This is a genomic window from Pseudoalteromonas denitrificans DSM 6059 (assembly GCF_900112265.1).
Classification (GTDB): domain Bacteria; phylum Pseudomonadota; class Gammaproteobacteria; order Enterobacterales; family Alteromonadaceae; genus Pseudoalteromonas; species Pseudoalteromonas denitrificans.
Genome location: NZ_FOLO01000016.1, coordinates 39,791 through 66,287, shown reverse-complemented (window position 1 = coordinate 66,287; position 26,497 = coordinate 39,791). Strand labels below are relative to the sequence as shown.

General features: G+C 34.3%; 20 protein-coding genes. 3 read left to right on the top strand and 17 right to left on the bottom strand.

From position 1 onward, the window contains the following. Window positions 1–6: 6 nt before the first annotated feature. The 11 genes from BM088_RS11855 to BM088_RS11805 form a co-directional block, all read right to left on the bottom strand. On the bottom strand, window positions 7–2,094 hold the full coding sequence (locus BM088_RS11855; RefSeq protein WP_091983964.1) for a TonB-dependent receptor plug domain-containing protein: 2,088 nt from the start codon (window positions 2,092–2,094) through the stop codon (window positions 7–9). Window positions 2,095–2,199: 105 nt separating this feature from the next. Then, window positions 2,200–3,180, bottom strand: a complete 981-nt coding sequence (locus BM088_RS11850; RefSeq protein ID WP_091983962.1) for a Gfo/Idh/MocA family protein — start codon at window positions 3,178–3,180, stop codon at window positions 2,200–2,202. 231 nt (window positions 3,181–3,411) lie between these two features. Then, window positions 3,412–4,719 (bottom strand): tetratricopeptide repeat protein, encoded by a 1,308-nt coding sequence (locus tag BM088_RS11845; protein ID WP_091983960.1) that lies wholly within the window; start codon window positions 4,717–4,719, stop codon window positions 3,412–3,414. Window positions 4,720–4,730: 11 nt separating this feature from the next. Beyond that, window positions 4,731–5,336 (bottom strand): energy transducer TonB, encoded by a 606-nt coding sequence (locus BM088_RS11840; protein ID WP_091983958.1) that lies wholly within the window; start codon window positions 5,334–5,336, stop codon window positions 4,731–4,733. 16 nt (window positions 5,337–5,352) lie between these two features. Continuing rightward, the gene (locus tag BM088_RS11835) at window positions 5,353–5,763 is read right to left on the bottom strand and encodes an ExbD/TolR family protein (RefSeq protein ID WP_091983956.1); all 411 of its coding nucleotides are present in this window, start codon (window positions 5,761–5,763) and stop codon (window positions 5,353–5,355) included. 47 nt (window positions 5,764–5,810) lie between these two features. After that, the gene (locus BM088_RS11830) at window positions 5,811–6,338 is read right to left on the bottom strand and encodes a MotA/TolQ/ExbB proton channel family protein (RefSeq protein ID WP_091983954.1); all 528 of its coding nucleotides are present in this window, start codon (window positions 6,336–6,338) and stop codon (window positions 5,811–5,813) included. 1 nt (window position 6,339) lies between these two features. Further along, a complete protein-coding gene (locus BM088_RS11825) occupies window positions 6,340–7,713 on the bottom strand; it encodes a MotA/TolQ/ExbB proton channel family protein (protein ID WP_091983952.1) in 1,374 nt (457 codons plus the stop codon). A gap of 10 nt (window positions 7,714–7,723) precedes the next feature. Continuing rightward, window positions 7,724–8,476 (bottom strand): DUF3450 domain-containing protein, encoded by a 753-nt coding sequence (locus BM088_RS11820; RefSeq protein ID WP_091983949.1) that lies wholly within the window; start codon window positions 8,474–8,476, stop codon window positions 7,724–7,726. Between the two features lie 302 nt (window positions 8,477–8,778). After that, the gene (locus BM088_RS11815; protein ID WP_091983947.1) at window positions 8,779–10,707 is read right to left on the bottom strand and encodes an ATP-binding protein; all 1,929 of its coding nucleotides are present in this window, start codon (window positions 10,705–10,707) and stop codon (window positions 8,779–8,781) included. Beyond that, on the bottom strand, window positions 10,704–11,315 hold the full coding sequence (locus BM088_RS11810; RefSeq protein ID WP_091983945.1) for a chemotaxis protein CheC: 612 nt from the start codon (window positions 11,313–11,315) through the stop codon (window positions 10,704–10,706). The genes BM088_RS11815 and BM088_RS11810 overlap by 4 nt, the downstream gene beginning before the upstream one ends. Further along, window positions 11,308–11,676, bottom strand: coding sequence for a response regulator transcription factor (locus BM088_RS11805; protein ID WP_218156508.1), 369 nt, complete (start codon window positions 11,674–11,676; stop codon window positions 11,308–11,310). Before BM088_RS11805 ends, BM088_RS11810 begins: the two co-directional genes overlap by 8 nt. Window positions 11,677–11,868: 192 nt before the next feature. On the opposite strand from BM088_RS11805, the gene BM088_RS11800 reads away from it, so the two are divergent. Continuing rightward, window positions 11,869–13,959: a sensor domain-containing protein gene (locus BM088_RS11800; RefSeq protein WP_091983943.1), complete on the top strand. Its 2,091-nt coding sequence runs from the start codon at window positions 11,869–11,871 to the stop codon at window positions 13,957–13,959. Between the two features lie 17 nt (window positions 13,960–13,976). Here the strand turns inward: BM088_RS11800 and BM088_RS11795 are convergent, their stop codons facing one another. From BM088_RS11795 to bcsZ, 5 genes are all read right to left on the bottom strand, one after another. Beyond that, entirely contained in the window at window positions 13,977–17,171 is a 3,195-nt protein-coding gene (locus tag BM088_RS11795) for a cellulose synthase subunit BcsC-related outer membrane protein (protein WP_091983941.1), read from the bottom strand. A 17-nt stretch (window positions 17,172–17,188) separates the two neighbouring features. After that, on the bottom strand, window positions 17,189–19,381 hold the full coding sequence (locus BM088_RS11790) for a cellulose biosynthesis cyclic di-GMP-binding regulatory protein BcsB (protein ID WP_091983939.1): 2,193 nt from the start codon (window positions 19,379–19,381) through the stop codon (window positions 17,189–17,191). Next, window positions 19,378–21,582: a UDP-forming cellulose synthase catalytic subunit gene (gene bcsA, locus BM088_RS11785; RefSeq protein WP_091983937.1), complete on the bottom strand. Its 2,205-nt coding sequence runs from the start codon at window positions 21,580–21,582 to the stop codon at window positions 19,378–19,380. The genes BM088_RS11790 and bcsA overlap by 4 nt, the downstream gene beginning before the upstream one ends. Then, window positions 21,563–22,429 (bottom strand): adenylate/guanylate cyclase domain-containing protein, encoded by an 867-nt coding sequence (locus tag BM088_RS11780; RefSeq protein WP_091983935.1) that lies wholly within the window; start codon window positions 22,427–22,429, stop codon window positions 21,563–21,565. Before BM088_RS11780 ends, bcsA begins: the two co-directional genes overlap by 20 nt. 109 nt (window positions 22,430–22,538) lie before the next feature. Then, the gene (bcsZ, locus tag BM088_RS11775; protein WP_091983933.1) at window positions 22,539–23,717 is read right to left on the bottom strand and encodes a cellulose synthase complex periplasmic endoglucanase BcsZ; all 1,179 of its coding nucleotides are present in this window, start codon (window positions 23,715–23,717) and stop codon (window positions 22,539–22,541) included. A gap of 219 nt (window positions 23,718–23,936) precedes the next feature. Between bcsZ and BM088_RS11770 the strand changes: the two genes are divergently transcribed. Both BM088_RS11770 and BM088_RS11765 read left to right on the top strand, forming a co-directional pair. Next, window positions 23,937–24,164, top strand: a complete 228-nt coding sequence (locus tag BM088_RS11770; RefSeq protein ID WP_091983931.1) for a hypothetical protein — start codon at window positions 23,937–23,939, stop codon at window positions 24,162–24,164. Window positions 24,165–24,292: 128 nt separating this feature from the next. Next, window positions 24,293–25,288 (top strand): methyltransferase, encoded by a 996-nt coding sequence (locus BM088_RS11765; RefSeq protein ID WP_091983929.1) that lies wholly within the window; start codon window positions 24,293–24,295, stop codon window positions 25,286–25,288. Between the two features lie 58 nt (window positions 25,289–25,346). On the opposite strand, the gene BM088_RS11760 is transcribed toward BM088_RS11765, so the two are convergent. Next, the gene (locus tag BM088_RS11760) at window positions 25,347–26,351 is read right to left on the bottom strand and encodes an ecdysteroid 22-kinase family protein (protein ID WP_245763814.1); all 1,005 of its coding nucleotides are present in this window, start codon (window positions 26,349–26,351) and stop codon (window positions 25,347–25,349) included. Window positions 26,352–26,497: the final 146 nt, after the last annotated feature.

The window sequence follows — 26,497 nt, the reverse complement described above, 5'->3', positions numbered from 1 at the left end:
GCTCACCTAAAAACTTTGCTGAATAGATAAAGAGAAACGACGTCCTAACGAAGGAAATTCAATACCACCAAAACCAGGATCAACATAATTACTATCATAAAGATCCCTTATTTGAAATTTGAATTGTGTTTTTTTACCTTTAATTAAGCTCAGTGCTGAAGTTGTTAATGATAAGGTGCCATCGATATACGCGTCTAATTCATAAAAACCTTTCGCTTCCAATATATTTAATGTTGATGCAGGGCGACTATCAAGCCAACGATTATTCAGACTGAGAGTCAACTTTGCATCAGGGTAATAATAACTCAGTCCTAAATTAGCGGCTTGTTTAGGGAAAAGCTCACCGCTTTTTTGATATTGTAAAATATACAAAGAATTTGGATTTGGTTCACGAAAGGTGTCTTGATAGAAATAATTAAAATAACCACTGAAATTATGCCACTGAAACCTAGTTTCTAATTCCAAACCTTTTGTTTCACTTTTAGTACTGTTTTCAGCAAATAAATTCACTGAGTTACTATTAAAGGTGACTAAGTCATCCACTTTTGTTTGATATAAAGTTGTTGTGATATGTAAGTTGGCTGATATAGGTGCTGAAAGTGATATTTCATTTGTCGTTGCTTTTTGAGCTCGTAAATTTGGATTCCCGATAATATCCCCGGCTTGTCCAGATTCTCGAAATAACAACTCAGGAGAAGGTGTTTGAAACGCACTGCCAGAAAGCATTTTTAATGACATGTCCCAAGGTAACTGACCTACTAAACCCACTCTATAGGATTCTTGTTTATTTATAATTGAATCATTATCGATACGATAGCCCAAAATAGCATTCCAATAATCATTAAATTGAAACTGATACTGAGCAAATAAAGCATCAGAGTGAATTTTTTTATCTTTTTGATGTGTTAAAGGAGTGATAATGCCACTTAAGCGCTCAACTCTATTAAAAGTTTCTAATTTCTGGTCATCGTTTCGTGTTTCAATGCCAATAAGCAAATTGTGTTGCTCAGATAATGCCACTTTAAGTTCGGCTCCAAAATCGAAACTTTTGTACCCTGTACGTCGTGTTAAATAAAAGCTATCTGCGCCCAATTCAACTTTATCATCATCAGTTGTATCTCCTTCAGAAAATGAACCAAAGGTTGAAAGCGTAAACTGATTATTGAATGTTTTTTGAAAATTGAGTTTAAAAAAATAATTATCATATCCAATTCGACTTGGTCCAGTGCCTGATAATGCATTTAAATCTGTGAAGGTATTATCAATATTCAATCTTTGAAAATAGCCTGTTACTTTAACATCACTGTGTTCACTTATTTGATATTTTGAACGTGCATAAATGTTCAAAGCGTGATAGTCATCTGTTGTAATCGAAGTCGCGTTCTCAAAAGTAAGATAATTTGGAGAGTGTCTAGGTAATTTAATACCAAGCCTGTCTTCACTCGTTAATGATAACCCAGCACTATATTCGAATTTTCCAGCGCTTTGCCCACCTATAAGTGAGGCATGATAACCAGAACCTGCATTCTCTAATTTACTCGTTGAAATATTTGCAGTGATACCTTGGGACTGAATGTTCTCAACGCTTTTAGTGACAATATTGACCACACCCAAAAATGCATTTGCACCATATAATGCTGAACCTGGTCCTCTGATCACTTCAACTTTATCTATCATAATCATAGGAATAAGTTCTTGATCAATGAAATTCTGAGAAGTTGTTCTAAAAGCAATGGGTGTTCCGTCAATCATAAACTTGACTGTTCTACTTCCAGAGCGTACTCCTGAGTTAATGCCTCTCACACCAAAGTTATGTAATGCCAGATCATAATTATCAATGAACCCTGTGACATGTCTCATCACTTCTGCAATGCTATTGTAACCATATTGTTGAATATCTTGTGCTGTGATCACTGTGATAACTGCGGGTAATTTCTCAGCGCTTTCTTTGGTTTTTGTTGCAGCTTCTACAGGAGTATTAATTAACTCCTCTAATGATAAAAGAAAAACATCTTTATTATCAGACTCAGTAGCCCACAGGTTAGCACTAAGTGATAGACCAATAAAAAAAGAGAGTTTTTCTAATTTAAACATTCTATCAACTTGATAATATAGATTTTTATTTTTTATGAGTATAGTTAAGTTTTTTTAATTCACCAGTTGTGTTTATTATCCAAATGAGAGGTTTGATGCTCAGGTTTAATCCTCTAATATTTTTTCCATCACCCAGCTAGTATGTGTTGCAGTTTCGCCATTAGAAGGATGCAATTGATTGTTTAGTAAGTGTGATTTGATATTCTGAACATGATACAAATGAATATTTTCAGGATGTTCAACAAAAATCTCATCGCAATTATTTTGAGTTTTTAAACGAATGGGAACTTCATCAAAAATAGAAAACGATATTTCACCTTTTGAACCATAAATTACAACACTGTCCTGTCTTGAATAACCGCCAAAGTTCCAACTTCCAGCACCTGTTATACCACTTTTATGATGCCAACATGCAGTTACCGCATCAAATGAGGAGTATAATTTTTGTTGATTCATGCCAATGCCTTTTACCTCATCAAAATCACCAAATAAATATGCAAATAAGTCTAATCCATGACTGGCTAAATCATCAAAATAACCACCAGGAGCGACTATTTTATTTGTTCGCCAATTATCACTATCTGATAAATCAAGTTCACTGGGAGACTTATTTAAGTGCCAACTAACATGCCTCACCTCACCAATTTCCCCCTTCTCTAACATATGTTTTATTTTATTAAAACGCGGTAAAGATCTGCGATAATAAGCAACAAATAGTGGAATATTGTTATCTTTAAACGCTTTGTATATTTCAAGGCTATCCGCATAACTTGGAGATAAAGGTTTTTCAACACAACAAGGTTTTCCCACAGCTGCCACTTGTAATGCGTAATATTTATGGCTATCCGGTGGCGTTGCAATATAAATAGCATCAATGTCATCATTATTAATAATATCATTTGCATCACTAAAATAAGATGCAACCTGATGCCTCGCTGCATAGTCTTGGGCTTTATTTAAATTTCTTCGCATAACAGCACTTAATTCAAAGCCAGATATTTTTTGATATGCAGGTCCACTTTTTATTTCGGTTACAGCCCCACAACCAATAATTCCCCAACGGATCACTGCACTTTTGTTATTCATATTAAAACCAATTTCCTTAAACCCATACTAAAAATGACAACGCTATCTTTATCTTTACATGGATTGTGCCATGGCAATATATTTTCTTCATAAAAATAAAAAACCTCTTCATAGAAGAGGTTAAAGAGACAATATTGATTTAAATATTTTAAATTATTATTACTTTGCAGTATAAAAATACAATACGCCTGACTCGTTAGATTTAAAATCTAATCTCGTTATTGATATTAATTACAAATAAGCCGTTTTTAATGTTTGTGCGTTTAATTGTTCTCGCTTTACGAACTTTAACCATTGAGAAGCCAATTTGCGTGCTTTAATGTGCTCTTTCGCTTGCTCAAAAGCCAAGATTGATGCATCAAAATTTTCTAAATTATACTGTGCCATACCTAGGGCGATATATGAATTTGACTCTCCTTCAGCAAGCCCCTTATCCAAGGCTAAACGCGCTGAGTCTGCTGCTTCTTCAAACAGCTCATTATTAAGATATAGCTCAGCAAGCCTTTGATCATACTTCCCTATTTTTGAAATTTTAGATGCCTTTTTAAAAAATAAAATCGCCTGCTCATCTTCTTTTGCTTGCATAAAAGATTCAGCCACAAAAGCAAAGTTTTTATCATTACTATCAACCACACCAGTATCTAAGCCATTTTGCATCATTTGTGCTGCTTTAAATGCTAACCCATTAAATAAATAAACCTGTGCCATATTTCTAATATCAGACTTTTTAGTAATAAAACCTTGCTGTTTTGCCGACTCAAAAATAGCCAGTTGTTTAGCTTCTTCACCTAATTCACCATACATATTGCCAAGCTGTAACCAGTATTTAGGCTTATTATACAACTTGACCATTTTTTCAAGCACAATTGTTACTTTATCTGTTTGATTTAAAGCGTAAAATAATGCTCTTTGCAAAACGAGCCAATTTTCTTTTGGTATCTTATTATCCGTTTCGGCTAAGTCTATGGCCAATGAGATATTATCAAGTGACATTTGAAATTGTTTATCTTGATATAATGCTTGTGATTTAAGGACATAATAACTATCTGTTTTTGGTTTTATATTAATTTCATCCCAACGCGTTAAATAATTCACAACTTCTGAATATTGATTCTGTGCCATCGCCAGCTGCGCTAAGCTGAATAAAGTTGATAATTTTAAAGACTCTGGAATATTGTTTTGTTCAACTACAAGTTCAAATGCATTAATGGCTTTTGGTAAATCATTTTGATTGTAATAAATGAAACCATAAAAGTTATGCATCATAGCAACTTCATAATCATTCATACTGCCCGATTTACGTTTAATATCATCCAATGCTGCTAAGCCATCAGCGACCTTACCATCATCTGCTAATTTTTGTGCCCTTGCTAGCTGAGCATATACCTTGTTACGCAATGCGGGAACTTTTTTAGTTTTAACTTCTTCAGCAAACGCAGTAAAAATAGAGATCCCCGGCACAATAGAAATCATGCTTGGTAATGTTATAGCCGCAACAAAATAGGCTGAATAAATAATTGTCGATTTTATTTTTTGCATAGTTTTATTCCTTAACCACTTATCTCAAAGCTAATTTTATTTTGCACACCCGCTACAGCCACAGCCTCACCATCGACGACTCTAGGTTTATATTTAAACTTAAGCACAGCATCCATTGCAGCACGGTCAAATAATCCTTCCGGTTTTGCATTAACAACAACAGGGGCTATAACAGTGCCATTTTTTGTTACTGTAAATTCCACTATGACATATCCCTCAATACCCCGAGATAATGCACGCCTAGGATAAACAGGAGAGACCTTAACAATAGGTAAATACTCTCCATCTCCCGACCCTAAAGACAAACCACTGCCTAAATTCACATCTGCATCAATGTTAGCGCCAAAATCAAAACTTGACGTTTGCGCTTGTGCCTTGCTATTACTTACTTTTGGCGCCTCCATAGGCGGTGGAGGCTCTTTTGGTTTTGGCGGTTTTTGTGGCTTACGTTGCTTCTTCTCAACGACCTGTTCTTTTTTTAAACGAACAAAATCCAAAACATTACCTTTTGCAGGCTCAGATAGCTGGCCATCACCACTTTGGATCAATGACTGCATTCCTAAAAATAGTGCTAAAGTAACAAATGCCGCGATAATAAATGAAATTAAATAACGCATAATAATCCTATTAAATCTAAGCTTCTTGTGCCGCAATAGAGACATCAAAAACACCCGCAGCTCTTGCTGCGTCCATCACTTTTATTAAAGTATCTGTGGTTGATTTTTTGTCCGCTTGGATAACAACTGAACCCTGTGGATTCTCAGCTTTTAACCTTTCAATATTGGCTTGTACCGCACGAATATCGATCTGACGTTTATTGATCCAAACGGCACCTTCATCTGAGATAGCAACTAATATACTTGCTCTTTCTTTTTTAACTGCTGTCGCAGCCTCAGGTCGGTTCACATCTATACCAGACTCTTTTACAAAGGTTGCTGTCACAATAAAGAAAATAAGCATAATAAAAACAACATCCAACATGGGTGTCATGTTAATCTCTTCCGCTTCATCTTCTTGAAAAATTTGTGCTAGTGGTGCTCTCATAATCTTATCCTACTTAATATCAGGGTGAATTAAATCACCCTTTAAACTTAATGATCTAAAACCATTTTATCTTCTAACAACGCCACTTCTCGTTTTGCTTTTCGTTGCAAATAAGTAGAAGCAAATACACCCGATAGCGCACCAACCATGCCCGCCATTGTGGGAATTGTTGCTTTTGATACCCCTGATGCCATTGAACGTGCACTACCAGTACCCGTTATAGCCATCACATCAAATACTTCAATCATACCAGTGACTGTGCCCATCAAACCTAATAAAGGACATAAAGCCACCATTACATTGATCAAAGGTAAATTTGCATTTAGCTTCATACTCGCACGTGATACCCAGGCTTGTTTTATTTGCGCTGCATTCCAGCTATTTCTTTCATTTCTGGCAAACCATGTATTTTTTAACTTACTTTTATATGACCGATAGCCAAAAGAAAGAAAAATAAACCGCTCTAAAATCAATAACCACATTGCAAAAATGAGTACACCAATGGCCAATAACACCTGGCCACCTGTATCTAAAAACTCACGGATTGCAGTAATTGCATCCAAGATGAGCACCATGTTAGGCCCCTTCTTTATTAAGCTCTGACGACTCACTTCGTTCTGCGATAATGCCTGCACTTTGCTCTTGAAGTGTTAATAACAAACCTTTTGAACGCGTATTTAAAATTGTGTAAAGAAAAACCGTGGGTATTGCAACAACCAAACCGAGTACTGTTGTGACAAGTGCTTGAGAAATCCCTCCCGCCATTAATTTAGGGTCACCGGTACCAAACAAGGTGATCGCTTGGAAAGTATTGATCATGCCCGTAACTGTACCTAATAAACCTAAAAGCGGGGCAACTACTGAAATAATTTTAATTAAAGTAAGGTTACGTGTAATTTTTGGCATTTCTCGTAAAATAGCTTCACTTAATTTAAGTTCCAAAGTATCGTAGGCAACATGTGGAAATTGATCTTTAATTTTCATCACTCGACCAAGAGGGTTATCATCACGGGCAACTTTATCTTTTAATTGGCGACGCATTTTTCCCCCGATTAAAAATAAAGAAATAAAGCGTTCAAGTGAAATAATGAGTGCAATTAAACCAACAGCAAGTATCACATAACCCACCGAACCACCTTGATGCACTTGCTCATCGACACCGGGTGCTTGCACTAATAAACCTAAAATAGAGCCGCCCGTAGGATCTAAATAAAAATCAACAAAACCAGACTTTGCTATTTGCATATCTTGCGCACTGTCTAAAAACCTTCCTGTAGGTTGACGTGTAAGTTCAGATAACGATTGTGTATTGTCATTGTATTCAAGGTATTTTCCGTTTGAAATCAAATTAAAAGCGCCAACACGTACAACTTCCTGCTTTATTTTACTGCCACCCGAAATAATAACTTCTGACTCAAAACGTTTAACTTTACCTTGCTCTGTCATTTCTCTTTGTAGTTCAAACCACACTTTTTCAATATCTTCTATGGAAGCAAGTTTTGAGCTTTCTCCCATTTTTTGGGCTAACTCATCCATAAATTTTCCACGCCCAGGCAATTCGGCCGATATATTTGAAGTCGAAAATTTATTTTTAGTATCTCCAGCAACTTGTTGCAGTACACCAAATAACTCCTTTAAGGACCCCATGCGTTTATTTAATGCCCCCGTTAAATTACCAAGTTTTATTTCATTTTCTTCAAACTGTGTTTCTAAATTTTCAGACTGTTGCAATAAACGATTACGATTATTTTGAACTTGTTTTAATTTAGCGACTTGTTGTGACTGACTAGAAATAAACGCTTGTTCACGTTGTTTATTTTGTACAGTTTGTACTTGCTGACCTTGTTCAATCGTTTTTAATAATTGATCTAAATCTATGGCTTGAGCGTTAACTTGCGAAGTTGCGGTTGTAAACAAACCACCTAAGATGAGTGTTTTTACAAATTTCATATTAATGTCCTTATTCAGCGGCTTGAACGGGTAAACTGATCATATTTGGCGCAAGTTGTTTACGTGCAATACGCAAACCTTTGTTAATTTGACTGATATTAGAGTCTGGTAAAACAATGAATGTTTTTGCTTTTTTATCCCACACACCCGCTTGTTTGCCATCACGTGTTAAATAAATTAAATCGAGGCGTCCTACTCGCAAAAAGTCAACTTCACGCTCAACACCATCCACAACAAGCAATTGTGTATACGCCTCTATGGTGCGTCCATAATCAACTTCAACTTGGTATGCTTCTAGTACACGTCTAAATTTTTCACTGGAGGCTATATCAGCACTATCCATCATTTTCTTAAGTTTATTGATACGTTCACTGCGCTCTTGAGCTAAAAATGGCACATCTAATGTGATGAACTGCTCTAAGCCGGCGATCATACGAAGCATTAAAGGTGTAATTTGGCGTTCAATCACCGAAACCTGATCCATAGACGCAGCTAATTCTGCCATTTCAGTTAGCTGATTAGTGATTTGTTTTTGAACTTGTTTGTTATAAACCTCAAGACCTTCAACTTCCTTATTTAAGGTTTTGAATTGTTGCAATCTTGATTGCATAGAATCTGCAATTTTATCAATTTTAATTTGTGAAGTAGCAGCTGTTTCATTAATTTGACTACTTGAAGAGATCACTTTATCTAGATCGCTTGCTGAACTCGTAAAGCTGATTGCAATTGCTGAGGCTAACAACAGAGGTTTGACGTATTTCATCACTATAACCCTATAGGTAATTTATCTATCAAAATATTAGGGTCAATTCTATGAGGAAATAATGACACTTAGATTGCGCTTAAGTGACAGTTTTGTTTTAGTAAAATTTCAATTTTATGACTTGAAAGCAGAGTTAATAAATCTATTAATTACAACATACTCAATGCTTCAACAAAAAGGAGATACCTATTTCCTCAGTGATAATCTTAACAAGTGAGACCAATTTCTAGATGACATATTACAGTGCAGGCAGCATTAAACTGCTATCAAACCAAAGTAAAAGTCAGATACAAATACACAGTTTAAGTTATTTTAAGTTTATTGCTTTCAAACGTATTTAATGTTTGGAACAATTTTTCAACATCTATAGGTTTACTTAAAAAGTCATCCATGCCAGAGTCAAAGCAGTGCTGCTTTTCAGTTTCGATTGCATTGGCAGTAAGCGCGATAATATGAATACTTTTATATTTATCACCCGCCTTTCCCTGCCGTATACATAGGGTGGTTTCAAAGCCATCTAACCTAGGCATTTTACAATCCATTAAAATAACATCAAATATAGGATTTTGAGGATTCTGTAAAATATCTAACGCCTCAATGCCATCTTTAGCCAGTTTAAACTGATAGCCCAACTTAGTTAAAATTTCTTTGATCACAATTTGATTTATTGGATTATCCTCAACAACTAAAATATATAGGTGCCTTTGTAAACCTTGCGTCAAAGACATACTTTTTTTAACAGGCTTTGGTTTATCTTGGATCAAATCAAGTAAGTTCGACTTTAAAATTGGCTGGGTTAATACATAGGGGGATTTAATATGTTTAGACTTTAAAAAATAAGGATAAACAGCTATCGGTTTTATTTTCGAGCCTCTATGATGAATATGTAGATTAATTAAATCAAAATGTTTTTCATAAAATTCAGCTGATATAAATAAAAACTCAATCTCTGCTTGTGTAAAATCTGAAATTTCAAGCACAGAGTCAGTTATTAAAACATCACAACCGGCTTCAGTTAAGTATGCACTTAAAATACTCGCACTGAGTGTACTTAGCCCTATAATCAATGCCTGCTTATTTTTTAAAATGGGCTTTTCAATATGCACAGCTTTATAGTTCAGCATAATATCAAAAGTGAAACAACTCCCTTGCCCAACTTCACTTTTTACTTCAATATCTCCTCCCATAAGATGACATAATTGGCGTGCGATAGATAAACCAAGCCCTGTTCCCCCATACTTTAATGCAATAGAGGTATCAGCCTGCTTAAAAGGTGAAAACAGCGCTTTTTGACATTGTTTTTTAATACCTATCCCTGTATCAATCACCTGGCATATAAATTGTGCATTTTGATGGTCTATCGGTAAAATTTCCACTTTTACCGTTATTTGTCCAACTTCAGTAAATTTTAAAGCATTAGAAATGACATTCATTAAAACTTGCTTGATTCGGTTAGGATCTCCTTTAACCATCATAATCTTTAGTTTAGATGCATCCAAGTTGAGCTCAACTCTTTTTTGTTGTGCTGCCATAGCAAACGATAGAATAATTTCCTCCAAAAACTCTAAAAGATTAAAAGAGGTAAGTTCAATATCGTATTTCCCAGCTTCTATTTTAGAAAAATCCAAGACATCATTTACGATATATAATAATGCGTTTGCACTGGAATATGCGACATTAATATATTCCTGTGTTTTGGGTGCTAAATCATCACATTTTAATAGCTCCAACATACCTAATACGCCATTTAAAGGCGTTCTAATTTCATGACTCATATTGGCTAAAAATTCACTTTTAGCCAGCTCTGCTTTTTTGCGTTCTATCACCTGACACTCTAATGCCTGCTCTCTTGCAACTGCTGCAGAAACATCAATCACCTGAATAATGCAGCATGTTTCACCTTTATAATTTACCGGAAAAACATTAATCGATTGCTGAATTAAACTTTGATTAAAACTATATAGAGGAAATACAGTATGATTAAAAACATTAGATAAAAGAGAGGGCATTTTATGTTCAAATACAGTATTTATTGCATTCAATAATCGCCCTGAATAAGCTTGAGGAAAAATACTCGCTAACGATTTATCTAACGTGATATTCGACTTTAAACCGCTATATTGCTCCATCCAAAGATTCCAAAGAAATATATTTCTTTGTGATGTAATACCAATCAGGCCGACACTAATTTGATCTATAATTTCAAAATCAATATCTTTGTCAGGCTTCATTTAGATAAAAGTCCTTTTATCATCTGATTAAGCATACCTTTAAATTTTGAAAACGATAATTGCTCCAATAAAAAAATTAAATACCCTTCCACTTTGCTTTCACTTAAAACTAAGTTTATGCGAATAAATAAAATATTTTCCTGATCTGGTGCTTGCAATACATCATCGGCAGAACCTATCTGATAAAAAGGTAAACCCACTTTAAATTCGGCATCAAATGATTGAGCAAGTGATCCTATGCATGCATTCAAAACAATATTACCTATCTCAGTAAAACCTTCTTGGTGAAGTTCAACAATTGTTTCATCTGAATACTGATCACCGAGCATTTTTTTTACAACTTCTAAACTGCTTTGCTCCGGAAAGAGTAGCATGCTATTTGCGCAAAACTGTCCTTTAACCGATTGAGATACGCTGCAAATCTCCTTGTGCCCGCCCATTTTTTCATTTAAAGTTTCAAGAGAAATATACTCAACATCAGGTACTGATAATAAAATTTCCTGATTAACAATTTGGCTTAAAGAATCAGCCGCTTTGCCTATGCCTAAGTTAAATAATTCAACCAAAAAGTCTTGTTCAAGATCATTCAATAAATTAGCCTCATTCATTGAAATACCTCAGCATTTGATTAATGCTTTCATTAGTTACAGGTTTATTAAAGCATTGCACAATGAGTTTTTCAGCCCTTTCATGGGTTGCTTGTTGTATATTTGCGGTCAAAAGTGCAAACTTTGAACTTTTAAATTCAGGTTTAAGTAATTCAATTAACTCTAAGCCATCACGCCCTGGCATATTTAAATCAACAGAAAAATAATCAATAACTTGGTTTATACTCAGTTTTAACGCCTCATCCGTATTACCCGCTTCTAAAACTTCCCAATGCGGATTTTTGTCTACAACAATGCTTTTAATCATCATCCTTGAGACCCGACTATCATCCACTATCATTATTTTTTTCACTTGTCCCACATGACCTCCTATCAGCTATGTTATTAAACATAGACGTTATTTTTAAATTCATAAAATATTTTTTTATTCTTGAACTATAATCTTAAAATAGGTTATCTATACGTGATACTTTGACGTTTGAGCTAAACTTAAAGTGGATATAAATGGCACTCAGCTATCTTGAAATGGCGAGTATCATTAAAAGGAATTGATGTGAAACAAACTTCAAAAGCCAGAAACAATCAATTTTATCGATTAACTGAAAATGCACCTTCAGGTATATTTGAAACAGATCCCAAAGGTCACTGCACCTATACAAATAAAGCATTGCAAAAATTACTTGGTTTAACGCTTGAACAAACATTAGGACAAGGATACGCCACTTACTTTCATCCTAAAGATAAGGTGGCAATTTTAAAATATTGGAATCGTTGTATCGCAAAAAAACAGGTATTTTCTTATACCTTTAGAATGAAGTTCCCAAATAACCATCAATTACAACTACACGTGAATGCCCATCCCATTTTTGATAGCCGTAATAAACTCATTGCTTATGTAGGCTGTGTTGAAGATATTTCTGAACTGAATAAAATACAATCTCAATTAATTGTTAACCAACAAAGATATGAACTGGCTTTAAAAGGTTCCAGTGCCGGTGTTTGGGATTGGAACATCAAATCAAATTCAGTATATTATTCAACAAAATTTACCGATTTATTAGGCTATGATAACTTAGCTTTTGGTAATAACTGGGCAACATTATTAGAGCAATTACATCCTGAAGATGTTGGCGAGTTTGAATTTCAACTGCAACAACATTTAGATGACCCTTTTGTTTCATTTAATGTTGAATGTCGATTGTTTTCTCAAAAACACCATGAACTTTGGTTTCAAATTGTAGGAGAAGCCATTAGGGATAAACATGGTATCCCCTTTAGAATGGTGGGCTCTATTTTAGATATTACCGATAAAAAACAGTCTCAAATTGTAATTTGGCAACAAGCAAATTTTGACTCACTCACCCAACTACCTAATCGCAACATGTTTGCAGACAGACTCAAACAAGAAATAATAAAGAGCAAAAGGAATTGTGATAAATTTGCATTATTTTTTATAGATTTAGATCACTTTAAAGAAGTTAACGATACACTAGGTCATGATGCCGGTGATCTATTATTAATTGAAGCATCTGAACGCATTAAGCTTATTCTACGAGAATCAGATACTGTATCGCGCATAGGGGGCGATGAATTCACCGTAATTTTAAGTCAAATTCAAGATAACCAAAGCATTGACCTAGTAGCACAAAAAATAATTCAAACGTTGGAATTACCTTTTTATATTGGCAATGAGTCTGTTTTTGTTTCTGCCAGCATAGGCATAACTTTATTTCCTGAACATACAGATAAAATGGATGAATTACTTAAGTTTTCCGATCAAGCCATGTACCAGTCAAAAAACAGAGGCCGCAAACAATTTAATTATTTCACTGAGCAACTCAGATTAGATGCAGAAAAAAATCATTCATTAATGCAAGAGCTTAGACTCGCTATTATTGAACAAGATTTTGAAGTTTTATATCAACCTATAATAAACTTATCCAATAATAAGGTATTTAAAGCTGAGGCTTTATTACGCTGGCATCATGCTGAACTTGGCATGATCAACCCTGCTGATTTTATTCCCTTAGCCGAAAGTTCAGGCATTATCGAAAGCATAGGAAATTGGGTTTTTACAACAGCGGCAAAACAAGTAAAGCTGTGGCAAGATGAATTTGATCCACTTTTTCAAATTAGTGTAAATAAATCTCCAGTACAGTTTCAAGCATCCAACAATACTGTTGATGCTTTATGGAGTAAAACGGTAAAAGAACTTAATTTACATTATGGAATTTGCATTGAGATAACAGAAGGGTTATTACTAGAAGACTGCCCTGAAACAAAAGAAAAGCTCAGTAATTTTCAAGAACAAGGCATCGAAATATCACTTGATGATTTTGGAACTGGCTATGCTTCTCTTTCATATTTAACAAAATTTGATATTAACTTTTTGAAAATTGATCAAGCATTTGTTCGCGATTTAGAGTTTTCACCGCAAAATCAGGCTTTATGCGAAGCAATCATTGTAATGGCTCATAAACTTGGATTACAAGTTATTGCAGAAGGTGTTGAAACTCAAGCCCAAATGCAACTGCTAAAAAATGCACATTGTGACTTTATTCAAGGGTTTTTAATCTCTAAACCTATCTCGGCAAAAAAGTTCACGCAACAATTAAAACGCAGTACCCCTTTTTTAAATAGGTAAGTTTCAAAAACTGAGTTTTATTTTTCAACCAACCTTTGGTTATAACTATTAATATTTCTTTTTGTTTCAAGTATTTTATTTCTTGGCCATAAATTGCTTCTAGCACCAAATAAATAACGTAAGGTCAAACCAAATTTAGCATGTTTATATCCAGGAGATATACTATATTGCAGGCCTGCACCTAGCTCCCAATGTTTTGATATTAACCAATGTTTCTCAGCTGCAACCGCCCCACCAATCCCATCCTTATCCTCCTCATTTAATTGCTCAAAACGATTATCTAAAGGATATAAAGCTATATTTTTTGTTTGCCAGTTAAAGTAATTTATCGATAAATCTACATACCACCAGTTTTTAATGTCATATTGATGAATACGGGAAAATAAACCTATAATCCCCATGTTTTGAGGACTAAAATAACCGCCATGCCCAAATTGATAAGCATTTGAATTGTATTGATAACTTTGCCACTGTATAAAACCTCCACCATTAATGTTTGCCCAATCAAAATCAAATGAGCGATTTACACTAAAGTTCAAGTCATACTCTCTATTATCTATAATATTTTGGCCTCTGATATTAGAGAAGTTACCTGATACATTAGCAAGCCAGGGTGTTTGTAATGTGAATGTGTATTCAACTTGAAGCCCTTTTTTATACGCTGCACCAAAGTATTCACTGCTATATGGGTCTTTTTGGCCCAATAAAGACAGTTGCGACTCTAAAATACCATCCTGATATAACTGAACCCACCAGCTTTTATTTCTCCAACTCAAACTGCCCCAATACGTTTTATCCATTTCATCTAATAAGGGGGCTTTTGCAAAATTCAAAGAAACACTATTTTTACCTTGGTATAAGTATTCAATCGCTGGCCAAATCTCAGACGATGTTGTTTTTTGTTCATTGATAAACAAGTTTAAATAATCACGGCCAAAACTGGGGTTTTGAGGCCTTATTTGTGCATCTGTTTTGTATTTATTAAGCATAATATTTATTTGATGCTTTACTGAAAAACTATACGATAAACCTAATTGTTGTGTCAGTAAGTCAAGCTTACTAATGCCTTTGTCTCCCTCTTTCATATTCCAGTCGATATCATACCAAATAAAAGCTTTATGCAAGTTTCCATATATCTCATGACTTGGGTCTGTAAAAGAGGCATTTAACCACTGACCATTTTGATAATCATTTTTAGCCGTATAAATATCATATTTACTATTTAGAGCTAACTTTTCATATAAAATGCTTAAAGCGCTTTGATCTTTTAAATTTTCTAAAGAAGAAATCAAACCTTGCAAATAATCATCCTGATCGTGTTTCACAAATAATTGTTCAAATTCATTTTTACTTTTATGATACTTTTTTTGATGAAATAACGACCACGCATAAACTGAGCTTTGAGCTTGAGTTAACTTTTGTTTTTGCATGATTTGTTCAAAGGATTCAATTGCCTGTTGGTAATTTTTTTTTGTAAATGCAGACATGGCTGTTTCAGATAATACTTTAGGTTGTAATTTAAAGTTCACCCCATCAATTTTTTTTGCCATATTTAAAGCAGGTATTAGCATGCCTAAATTCACCATACTATCTAATAACCCTTGGGCGATGCTTTTATCAAGCGGGCTTAGAGAGTACCAATGTTCAAAGTACGACTTTGCTTTTAAATAATCTTTTTTTTCAAACGAGTACCAAGATAAAGCAGCTAATGCAGGTTGATAATCGGCTTCCAAGGCATGGACTTTTTGAGCGATATCAAAGCTATTTTTTGAAGGTATTTTTTCATCTGAAAGCATACGCTTTAAGGCAATTAAGTATAAATCTTCCTGATGATTATTTTTAGCAAGTATCAAGGCCTTTTTACTCTTATTTTGACCAATCAAAGCATAGACCATGCCTTTCAATGCTTTTTTATTGCCAAATTTTTGCCAATTAGGTAAAAACAAATTATAAGCTTTTTGGTAGTTTTTTATTTCATACTCCAGCCAAGCTGCGGCTTGGCGACCATTTTGATTATTAGGCCAAATCTTTAATATTTTAGAATAAAGTGACTTTTTAATATCTAGATTTTTTTCTAGATTTGCCGCTTGCATCAGCATATCAAATCTCAATTTATCTAATTTATTTTTTAATTTTGTATTATTAATTTTACTTGATAACATTATTAAAAATTTGTCACTTTCAACAATGCCTTTATTTTTATAGTTTAATTTTACGCCAGCATAAGCCAGCGCCATGAGTTCATTTTGTTTTTGGCAGGTTTGACTTAAAATTTCAACCCAAGTTAAACTGCCATTGTAATTGCGCTTTTCTGCTTGCTTTATTAATTTAAACCAGGCGTCTAGCGCCATGCAATTATTTAATAATGAAGTAAATTTATTGGCTTTATCATAATCATTTTTATGAGTTTTTTTCTCATTTACAAAACGGCTAAATTCGATTTTTAATAACCTTTGCTGCCAAATAACTCTTTGTTCAGGCGTTAATTCAGGTAAAATTTCAGTCACAGTTTTATGATCTTGTAATTGCTCAGCGACAGCAAGTAAAACGGGTAAAACATCATTTAAGTTAAATTTTTCTTGATATAACTTTTTGAGTTGTTTTAAACTTTTGTCTAAATGATTTAACTCCATATTTGTCAACGCCTGACCAAATAGCGCTGCATTTTGTAAAAGTGCCACTTTATAGGCTAAAGAGAACAAATTTTCTGACAATATAAACTCTTTGTTATTGTAAGCCGCCCACCCTCTATCAATAAAATACATACCTTGGCGTACTTGTTCTTTATCCCACGAGACATCAGCAATTTCTGTTTTCTGATGTTCATTTTTTTTAGCTGAAAAGTTAAGTTGTTTTGCAGCAATTTCGATTAAATATTTTTGTGTGGTTTCACTGAGTGTAATAGGAAGGTATTCAAATAAAACAACATCCGCCCCTTCAGTGTAAGGCATTATTTGAGTTTTAATATCATATTCATCCATCAAAACTTGCCAGTTAAGCAGAGACTTTTTATCTGTTACCCCACAGCGAACAATAAAGCTACCAACCTGATTGGCAACAATGCACGAGAAAGGTACTATGCCACTTGCTATCATGGCATTTTCTCTACTTTGCTGAAGATTTTGTCCTCGGCTAAATAGCAGGCTATATTCTTCAGCTTGCGCTAATAAGCTGAAACTAAGTAAGCATATAATCAAACTGACTGATTTCATTATTTACCCCAACAATGTTATTGGGCTTGATTTTGCCTATTGATACGTCGGCGATTTAAAATCCAATAGAACAACCATGCAAATATAATGATCAATCCAAAAATAAGTCCCCAATATAAATTTGGATTATTGACCATTATCGACTCAATTGGTGATATTTTTCCGCCTTTGCCTGTAATATAGCTTTTACCAACTTTTATAGCTGTTGTTGCATAGTTAAACTTAGTACTTTCGGGCTCAGCATTTTCATCTTGAATGAAATCAATTAGAACAAGGTCGCCTTTAATATTTGACTGTACGCCGCCTCGCGTCACAGCCTGACTTAATTTTTCTACCGTTTCATCGCTTTTAGCCGTTAGCATAACGATGCTTCGACCTAATACATCTGGCGACTGAAATTGCATTAAAATGCCTTTTTGTAAACTAATTTCACTGTCTTGTGTCGAAATTGCGACTGTATTTTCATCATCAGAAGATTTAAATACGGGATAAGGAACACGGTATTGCTCACCAACTGACAGCGGTGCTATTTCAGCCAACTTTTTAGGTAAGTCTGATATTTTACCAATCACAATTAATTCACCATCATATTTTTGTGGAAGTGTACTGGTAATTTCCATACTCAATAAAGGGTAACCATTTTTTTGCCCTAATAACCCCATAATATTGAGTGCCGCTGCAACGGTTTGATCATTTACTTGGGGAATATATATTTTTGCCTGATAACCATCAGGCCAACGTGTATAAGGGAAGCCATTTACAAACATAAGATCTAATCTGGGCATCGTAATTTGATGTGGCATATCAGGGAAATGTAAATTTGAGTTATCAAACAAGGTTAAAAACAAGTTTTCCGTATGAACAAAACTACAGTTCTCAGTGATCAATGGCGTCATTACAGGTTGAAATGAAAGTGAATTAGCGCCGCCTTTAAATAAATAAGTTGGCAAATCAATTTCATAATTACTGATTAACCCGCCTCTGGGATCATCTAAATGAATAGATGCAATATACTTTTCATTTAAAAGTACATTTAAAACAGAGTCAAGACGAGAACCCGCACCATATGCAAAGTTAAGTTTCACTTTCACATATTGGTTTGGTTTAATTAAAAAATCAGGCGGTAATCTAAAGTTTATCTGTTTATTTGAACCCGCAAACCCTCTAAAGGTGTGCGTTGTGAAGTCCATTTTACTAAATGGATAGTCAACACCTGTGCCTAAAGTATTTTTACCCGAATATAATTTTATATCCGGTATTTCAAATTCATAAAGCTCCATTTTGGATGAGTCCGGAAAAGGCAATGATAAAATATCAAAAGAGTCAGCAGCCAATCTAATTTCTTTTTCTGTGATACCGCTAATCACTATCAAGGCATGTCGTTTATCAGCGCGGAAGTAGTCACCATTTTCTTCATCATACACCTTAGTAGGCAGAGGAAATATTTTAACAACGGGTTTAGAAACATCAAATTCTATATCATATTGTGCTAAGTAAGATTCTACAAACTCCTTCGTACCTATTAATAAGTTATCACTATTTTCTTGTATTTGAGACAAAGAAGTAAATTCAAGAGGTTGAAAATTGAACCTAATGCCAATACCAGAGGCGACCCCCCCTACTAAAGAAAGTACTTTATCAGTGCGGTCTTGCGTAATGATATTAACTTTATTATCAACAAAGCTTTTTTCATCAAATAAAGCGGAAGCAACCTGAGATATTTTTTGTGGTAATTCTTTTAGCTGATAATCAAATTCAATAAATGCTTGGTCTAATTTTAATCGTGTCCAAAGCTCTGGTACACAAGGCAATTCACACTGAGTCGCATAATGCTGGCTGACACCAAAAGTAACGTTGTTATAACCTGCTTGTAATAAGAGTGGTGGAAGATTAATTTCAGCACTCCCTTCTGGGGCATTAGGGTCTAACTTCATTTGTGCCAGTGGTGTACCATTTAGCCTAACTACAAGTTGAGAATTCTTTTTTAATAATGAGGCGGAATTAATATAGCTGAAACTTAAACGCGCACTGTTTATTTTCCAGCGTTCAGGTATTGGCAACTTAAGTTCATATTTTGCATCTATGCACCTTAAGTCTAAACTTTTCACCGGAAAGATATCAGTGAGCGGTACCTTGATTGTTTTACCCATCGCAACATTGCTACAAATGAGTAGCAATAAGAGTAATATTTTGACCCAAACAAAATTCATAACTCACTCTCCTTCGGCTGTTTTCCTGATTTTTTACTTTCTAAAAGTAGTTTTTTCAGACCTGAAAAGGTCTCAACAAAACCTGTTTTTCCACACTTTAAAAACATCCACATAATACGCAGTACAGACGGTTTTTTAAGGGGTCTAAACCAAAAGTCTTGCCATTTTTGACTGTCACCATATATAAGGTGAATAAGTTCACTAAAATGACTTTTCACATCAACAAATTCACATCCTAAATAAATGTGTTTATCCCTTTTTATGATACGTTTAACAATGGCTTGTAAATGATAATGGCGGCCATATTTATCTTTAAAGTGTACTTTGATGTTCTGTTCTTTACCCCAAGGGCGCTCATCAGGTAATAAAAGCCCAATGCCTGAGATTGAAATATCGGTCACACTGGCACAAAATGGTTTTGTTTTATCATCTATAGAAAATTTAACTTGTTCACTCATAATGGCGCGATGAAAATGACGCACTTGATGCCTTTCCCAAAAAACCCCCATAGCACTGAATGCCATAAGTAAATTGAACATTAGCCAGACACTACACACTTCTATGGTGTCTCGTAATAAAGGCATTGTTTGCCATTTATGAATAGCAAATGGAATAGAAAGTAATAATATAAAACAAATAAAATAAAATGGTTTCGCTAACGGACTCAGTTTCATTTCTTCATGCGTCTGACCTTTAGGTGTGACTTTAAAAGCTGGTGATTTAGGGTTAGCAATCACCCCTAAAACAACGGGGAACAAAAACAAAGATTGAATACTTTCATATAATTCAGAAAATAACGGCCAACGATAACGGCCATATATAATGTCTGCTGAAATTAAACTTGCTAATAAATGTGGTAAAGCGTAGACCAAAACCAAATCAACCGATGCATGATATATTTGCAAGCCAAAAATTAAGAATAAACTCGGTGCAATCAAAAACATCACTCTTGCCAGTCCAAAAAACCAAAAAATATAAAAGCTTGAATAACACACTTTTTGATACCAACTGAGTCCCTTTTGCATGATTGGATTAAACATTAATCCAATCTGTATCATTCCCTGGCACCAGCGAGTACGTTGTAAGATAAAATCACTGAATGTTTCAGGTGTCATACCACATACCATGGGCTTATTTAAATAAAGACTGTTATAACCCATGTTATGCAATTTCATTGATGTTTCGGCATCTTCTGTGATTGTTTCACCATGCACACCACCAACTTCTTCTAAATATTTACGTTTAAGTACTGCGGCAGAACCACAAAAAAACGAAGAGTTCCATAAGTCGATACCCGGTAAAGATGAGCGAAAAAACATTTCATTTTCACTGGGTACAGTATGAAATGTATGCATGCTTTGCTCTAAAGGATCTGGATTGACAAAAAAATGAGGCGTTTGAACTAAAAATAATTTAGGGTCTTTTAAAAACCAACCAACGGTTTCACGTAAAAATTCTCGTCCAGGTACATGATCACAATCTAAAAATAAAATTAACTCTCCTGAGGTTTGTTTTAACGCATTATTAATATTACCCGACTTTGCCTTTTCATTTTTAGCGCGAGTGATATATTTTATATGATGATCTTTTGCAAACTCTTTGAGCCTATTATGTCGATACCATGCGGTGCTACCCAAAATAGGATCATTTCGTTTAGCCTCAGTGCCACCATCATCTAAAATGTAAATGTTCACTTTTTGTTTAGGATAATCTAAGTCTAGGCAAGCTAATGCTGTTATTTCAACCACTTCAACAGGCTCATTAAAAGTAGGAATAAAAATATCAACGCTGGGTATTTTACTTAAAGTATGTGGAATTTTAGGAGAGACAGGCCTTCTTACAGGCATCATATTTGAAAACAAACCGACAAAATGCACCATAGAAACTTCTATTTCGGCTGCAAAAACTAAGGCCATAAAAAAGAAATCAAAAGCCCCTGTATAAACTAAAGTATCTGTTATACGCCACATTAAGTATCGAATAGACACAAAACCTAATAAAACAATTACAAATATACGAGTCGCATCATGTTTTATATATTTTCGTTTTTTAAGCACTAAACCGATGACAACAAACCCGTACCCAGTCCAAATTGCCACCTCAGGCACCTGAGAAATGCTCGCTAAATATATAACTAATATACCTGAAACAACAAAAACTACTTTACTTAATAAAGGTATTTTAAGCCGTTCTTTTTGCATTAGTTTTAGACCTTATTTTAGTAATAGGGTTTTCTTTAATGTCTTTTATAACTTGTGTTGTATGTTTTTTGGATCTGACGTCTTCAACTTCAGGTGTTTTTTCAAAAAATGTTACGCTCCACATTAAGGCATAAATAATACTTGCGATGATTATAAAAAAAATGATGACTCTAAAAATACCAAAGACACTGATACCACCAGACGTTGGATTTGATTCAATATGATTAATGTCGTATTCAATTTCATCTGCTTTATAAAATAACTTCATCACATTAACAGGCTCTGATTTACCTTTTAACGTGGCTTGTTTAATTATGCGCGTATAAAATTCGCCTTTATCTGGTAGGGCTTGAAATACTGACTCTGATAAATAAATTTCACCTGATTGCGCGAGTGCCTCAAAGCGAGCCGCAACATTAACAACATCGCCAAATATATCCTTTTCTTCAACTATGCCCTCGCCATAATTCAAGCCGATACGTACATTAATTGGTATATTATTTTCTTTGTTTTTATTGACATCTTGAAGCTTTTTTTGAATCGCAACGGCGGCTGACATGGCATTTTGTGCTTCTTCGAAATAGGACATTGTGCCATCACCCATGGTTTTAACTAATTTGCCATGGTGCGTATGAATTATGGTTTTAATAATATCGTCATGACGTTTAATTAATTCACGAGAGGTCAAATCACCATGCGATTCAGTCATTTTTGTAGAATCGACTAAATCAGTGAACATCACAGTTATAAATTTAGTAAACTGGTCTTTAAACATGGTTTCTAAGCGCTTTCTTTCCGCTAAGAGTTGTTCAGCCGATAATGATATATCTGGTCCTGATGTTGCCATAAAAAGACAAGCCCTGATGAAGAGTCTGCCTTTAAAACTAGTGTAAAATAGCGAACTAGCAAGTTCAATTTACTAATTTAAAAGCTAAATCATTTATGTTTTATCACACTTATATGCTCACGCAATTTTGATTATTCCAATGAGTAAATAGAAAGCCGTTTTTATCAAAGTGGTATAAGCCATCAATAAAACTTAAACTAAAAAGCATTAAAACACTTTGGTAATAATTTTTATTCGGTTTTTCTAAAAGTGCGATTTGTAAGTTTTGGTATTCTTGTTGGTAAAAAAAGTGATTGTGTGTATTTTTTAATAAAGGCAATAAAGCGGCCATAAAACCTGATGATGCCTTTTTTTTATATTTCCCAGTGTTAGCATAAGTATTTAAAGGAACTGAACCCAATGCTTTAGTGCTATTTACCATAGGTGACAATTGCTTTAATAGCTGTGTTTTATACTCTGCTTTTTCATTCATTAAACCGGCCCATAAATAAACCCTTATTGCATCATAACTGCCTAAATCAGTATTTTTTATACTGTAGTGAAACGTTTTATTTTTAGAATAAAGTACCCAGTCAGGTGAAAAACCTTTTATTGAAGTGTGTAATATTGTTTTAGCTGATGTTTTATATATATTTTTCCAAGTTGCAAAGCCTGGTTTAATAGAAAATCGTTTTAATATTGGCAGCGGTAGATAACTGGGATTTAAACGCCAAATATTATGATCTAATTTAAACCCATATGGAGCTGGTAATAATGACAAACCTAAACCAGGAATATGCTCGGTTTCTTTACTTATTATTTGTTTTAATAATTGTAACCCTAGTGCTTTATAAGGCTTATTTTGCCATAAACGTCCAGCTTCAATTAGCGTATACGCAAGCCATAAATCTGCATCTGTAGCCGGATTTTTATCTATAATGCCGTAACGCTTATCTTTTTTTAACCCCCACACCCACGCAGGTAAATGATTATTTAAATTACCATAAGCTAAATTATTTTGACTCCAAGCTAACAATTTTTTAAACATGATTTTATCGTTTGCAATTAAAGAGAAAAACAACGCATAGGACTGCCCTTCAGAAGTTGAAATATAATTTTTTGATTGCAAGTCAATCACTCTGCCATCTTGAGTAATAAAATTTTGTTTAAAATCATCCCAAAGAGCCCAAGTTTTGCATTTTTTTACGGGGGTATTAAGTGACATTGAAGCATGCACTAAGTTTGAACAAAACATACAAATATTCATAACAAATAAATACTTTAAAGCTAATAAAGAAATATGTGGCATTTGAGTACATATCTTATTTTAGTCATGCCTGTTTCTAAGCTTGATTAAAACCTTATTTTAGAATATCAAAAAGTATACAACTCATTTTATCAAAAAGCATAATGCTAAGTTACAAACCATAAACTCAAAATTAAACCTTATAATTAAATACTTTTAATTCAGCTGTCGTTTCGACAAACCTAGATTATGTTTCTATTCTCAATGAAGGAGGGAATAACAATGAAAGATCGGCGAAAAATAGAAGCAGAGCTTCAAAGTCTACTTAAAGCATTAACTTTATCTCAAGAGTCTCATTTAGATGAAGCTGAAAATTTGGGTTTTGAACTGGCTTTCATCAGAAAAAAAGACGATGGAAACCTTGCTGTATTCCAAAATGATGATAAATATCTAACGGTAAATGATACTGGTGAAATAGATTATCAACCTGATGTAAAAACACGCCCTTAGGTTGTAATTTTTTACCTATTCAAAGCATATTAAAAAGTATTTTGTACTTAAAGCCTACCAAACTTAAGACTATCTTAAGAAATAAATGGCACTATTTTTAAAAATAAAATTAGCTGTACAGGACTCATATGAATGCAATCGAACAAATAGCCCAATACTCAAGCGGGCACTGGGTTTCTCAAATGGTTTTTGCCTTTGTAAAAAATAACATGGGAGATGCATTGGAAGGTAAAACCTTAACTTCACAAGCGATAGCAACACAATGTAATTTAAAGAATGACAACTGTTATAGACTATTACGGGCATTAGCAACTTTAGGTATAGTCATACACACATATGATGACCATTTTTCATTAACCGACATGGGCAATTACTTAACACGCTCTCACCCACAATCGTTAGTAAATAAAGTCTTACTTGAAGCAAGTTATGAACATGTCATGTTATGGACCCACTTAGCTGAAAATTTAAAAACGGGTGAGTTAGCATCAAAAAAAGTGTTCAATGTAGATAATTATTTTGACTTGTTTCAAACCCGACCTGAACATTTAGATGTATTTTCAAAAGCAATGGGCAGTTATACCCATGATGAAATAGCCATGATTAATGCGATGGAAAGTTTAGATTTTTCTGACATCAAAACATTAGTTGATTTAGGTGGCTCTTATGGTGATTTACTTAAAGCAATTTTAGCTCATAACCCGCATATGCAAGGGGTTTTATTTGATCAACCCGCAGTGATATCAAATGTGAATGCGACGCAAAGAATGACACTTGAGCCTGGTGATTTTTTTAACGCCGTACCTCCTAACTGTGATGGTTATTTTCTAAAACATATTTTACATGACTGGGATGATGCCTTATGCATTAAAATTCTCTCAAATATTAACCGGGTAATGAAGCCAACAAGTAAAATATTCATTGCTGAGTTTGGTCCTATTCCTGAACCAAACGAGCCTCATTTAAGTAAATTTTTTGATATACACATGATGTTAACTTTAAACGGAAAAGAAAGAACGCTTATTCAGTGGCAAGATTTATTGCAATACGCTGGATTTGACATAGCTAAAATACACACCTCTTTTGGGCCTCTATCTGTAATTGAAGCCATTAAACGTAAGTAAGTCTCATATTCTATACAGCTAAGTGCTATATATGGTAAATAAAATTGCAGCCTTGCTTTCAATTCGAAGTAGGACTGCTTGTATCATGACCACTTTTTAAATTATGTAATACTTGCTCAGTAAGGGATAAGCTATGTGTATTTAACTTTGCATGTTCAGGTGACCAGCCCTTTAAAAAACGAACAAAGTCAGCCCATGCATAAGGGTATAATTCACGCCATTGATGGCATACATCCTGTGTTTTCACATTAGGATGAAAATGGTCTAAATATTGTGATAACTGCATAAAATAAAAGTTTAATAAGGCTTGTTCATGTGCCATTAATTTTTGGGGCATACTGCTCAATAAAAGCATCACATCCTTAATACCAACACCCCCTCCAATATATTGAAAATCAACCGCTGCAGCTTGTTTTTTTTGTTTATTAAATAAAAAATTAGCGAGTTTTGCATCTCCATGTACCAAGGTTTGATACTGACAACGATTCAACTTATTATCTATATCTTTAGCATAAAATTGAAGTTGTTGATCAGCCATAGCAGCCAATTCTCCACTTCGCGTAGCCAAATGCCAATAACTGCCAATGTGCCATAAACGATTCGATTGAATATTTAAGTACTGAGCGTGAAATTTTGCTAACCAATCAAGACACTGTTTAACTTGCTGCAGGCTAAAGACCTGAGTTTTAGGTGTAAATTCACATAGCGCTAAATCTTCTAGCACAATCACAGTTTCATCATATTTTGATGAAACTAAAAAGCATTTGGCAACCCTTGCTTGACAGCTTTTTGACATCTTCTGATACCAATGGCTTTCTACTTGATAGGAGCGAACTTTGCGCTGTGAAGCATGAACACTGTGCCAACCCTTTGGATGATGTTTATCATTTGGTACGGATATACGTTTTATAATCACACTTTTCACTGGCGCTTTAACTAATTCAACTCTGAGCAATTGACCAAAATCACTCCATAAAGCTTGAATAAGCGTCACATTTGTAATTTGTATACCATTCCCAAACGCCGCCTTTAAAGTACTTATAGCAAGTTCACTTAACAACACAAATTACACGCTCCTTTGAAACTTAAAGCACAATCACGCCATAAAACTTGAATATGTGAGGCGTTTGTATACCTCACCTTTAACATATTTATCGTTAATTCACTTAACAACATAGTTTGAAATGCTTAACATATATTTGCATGCCA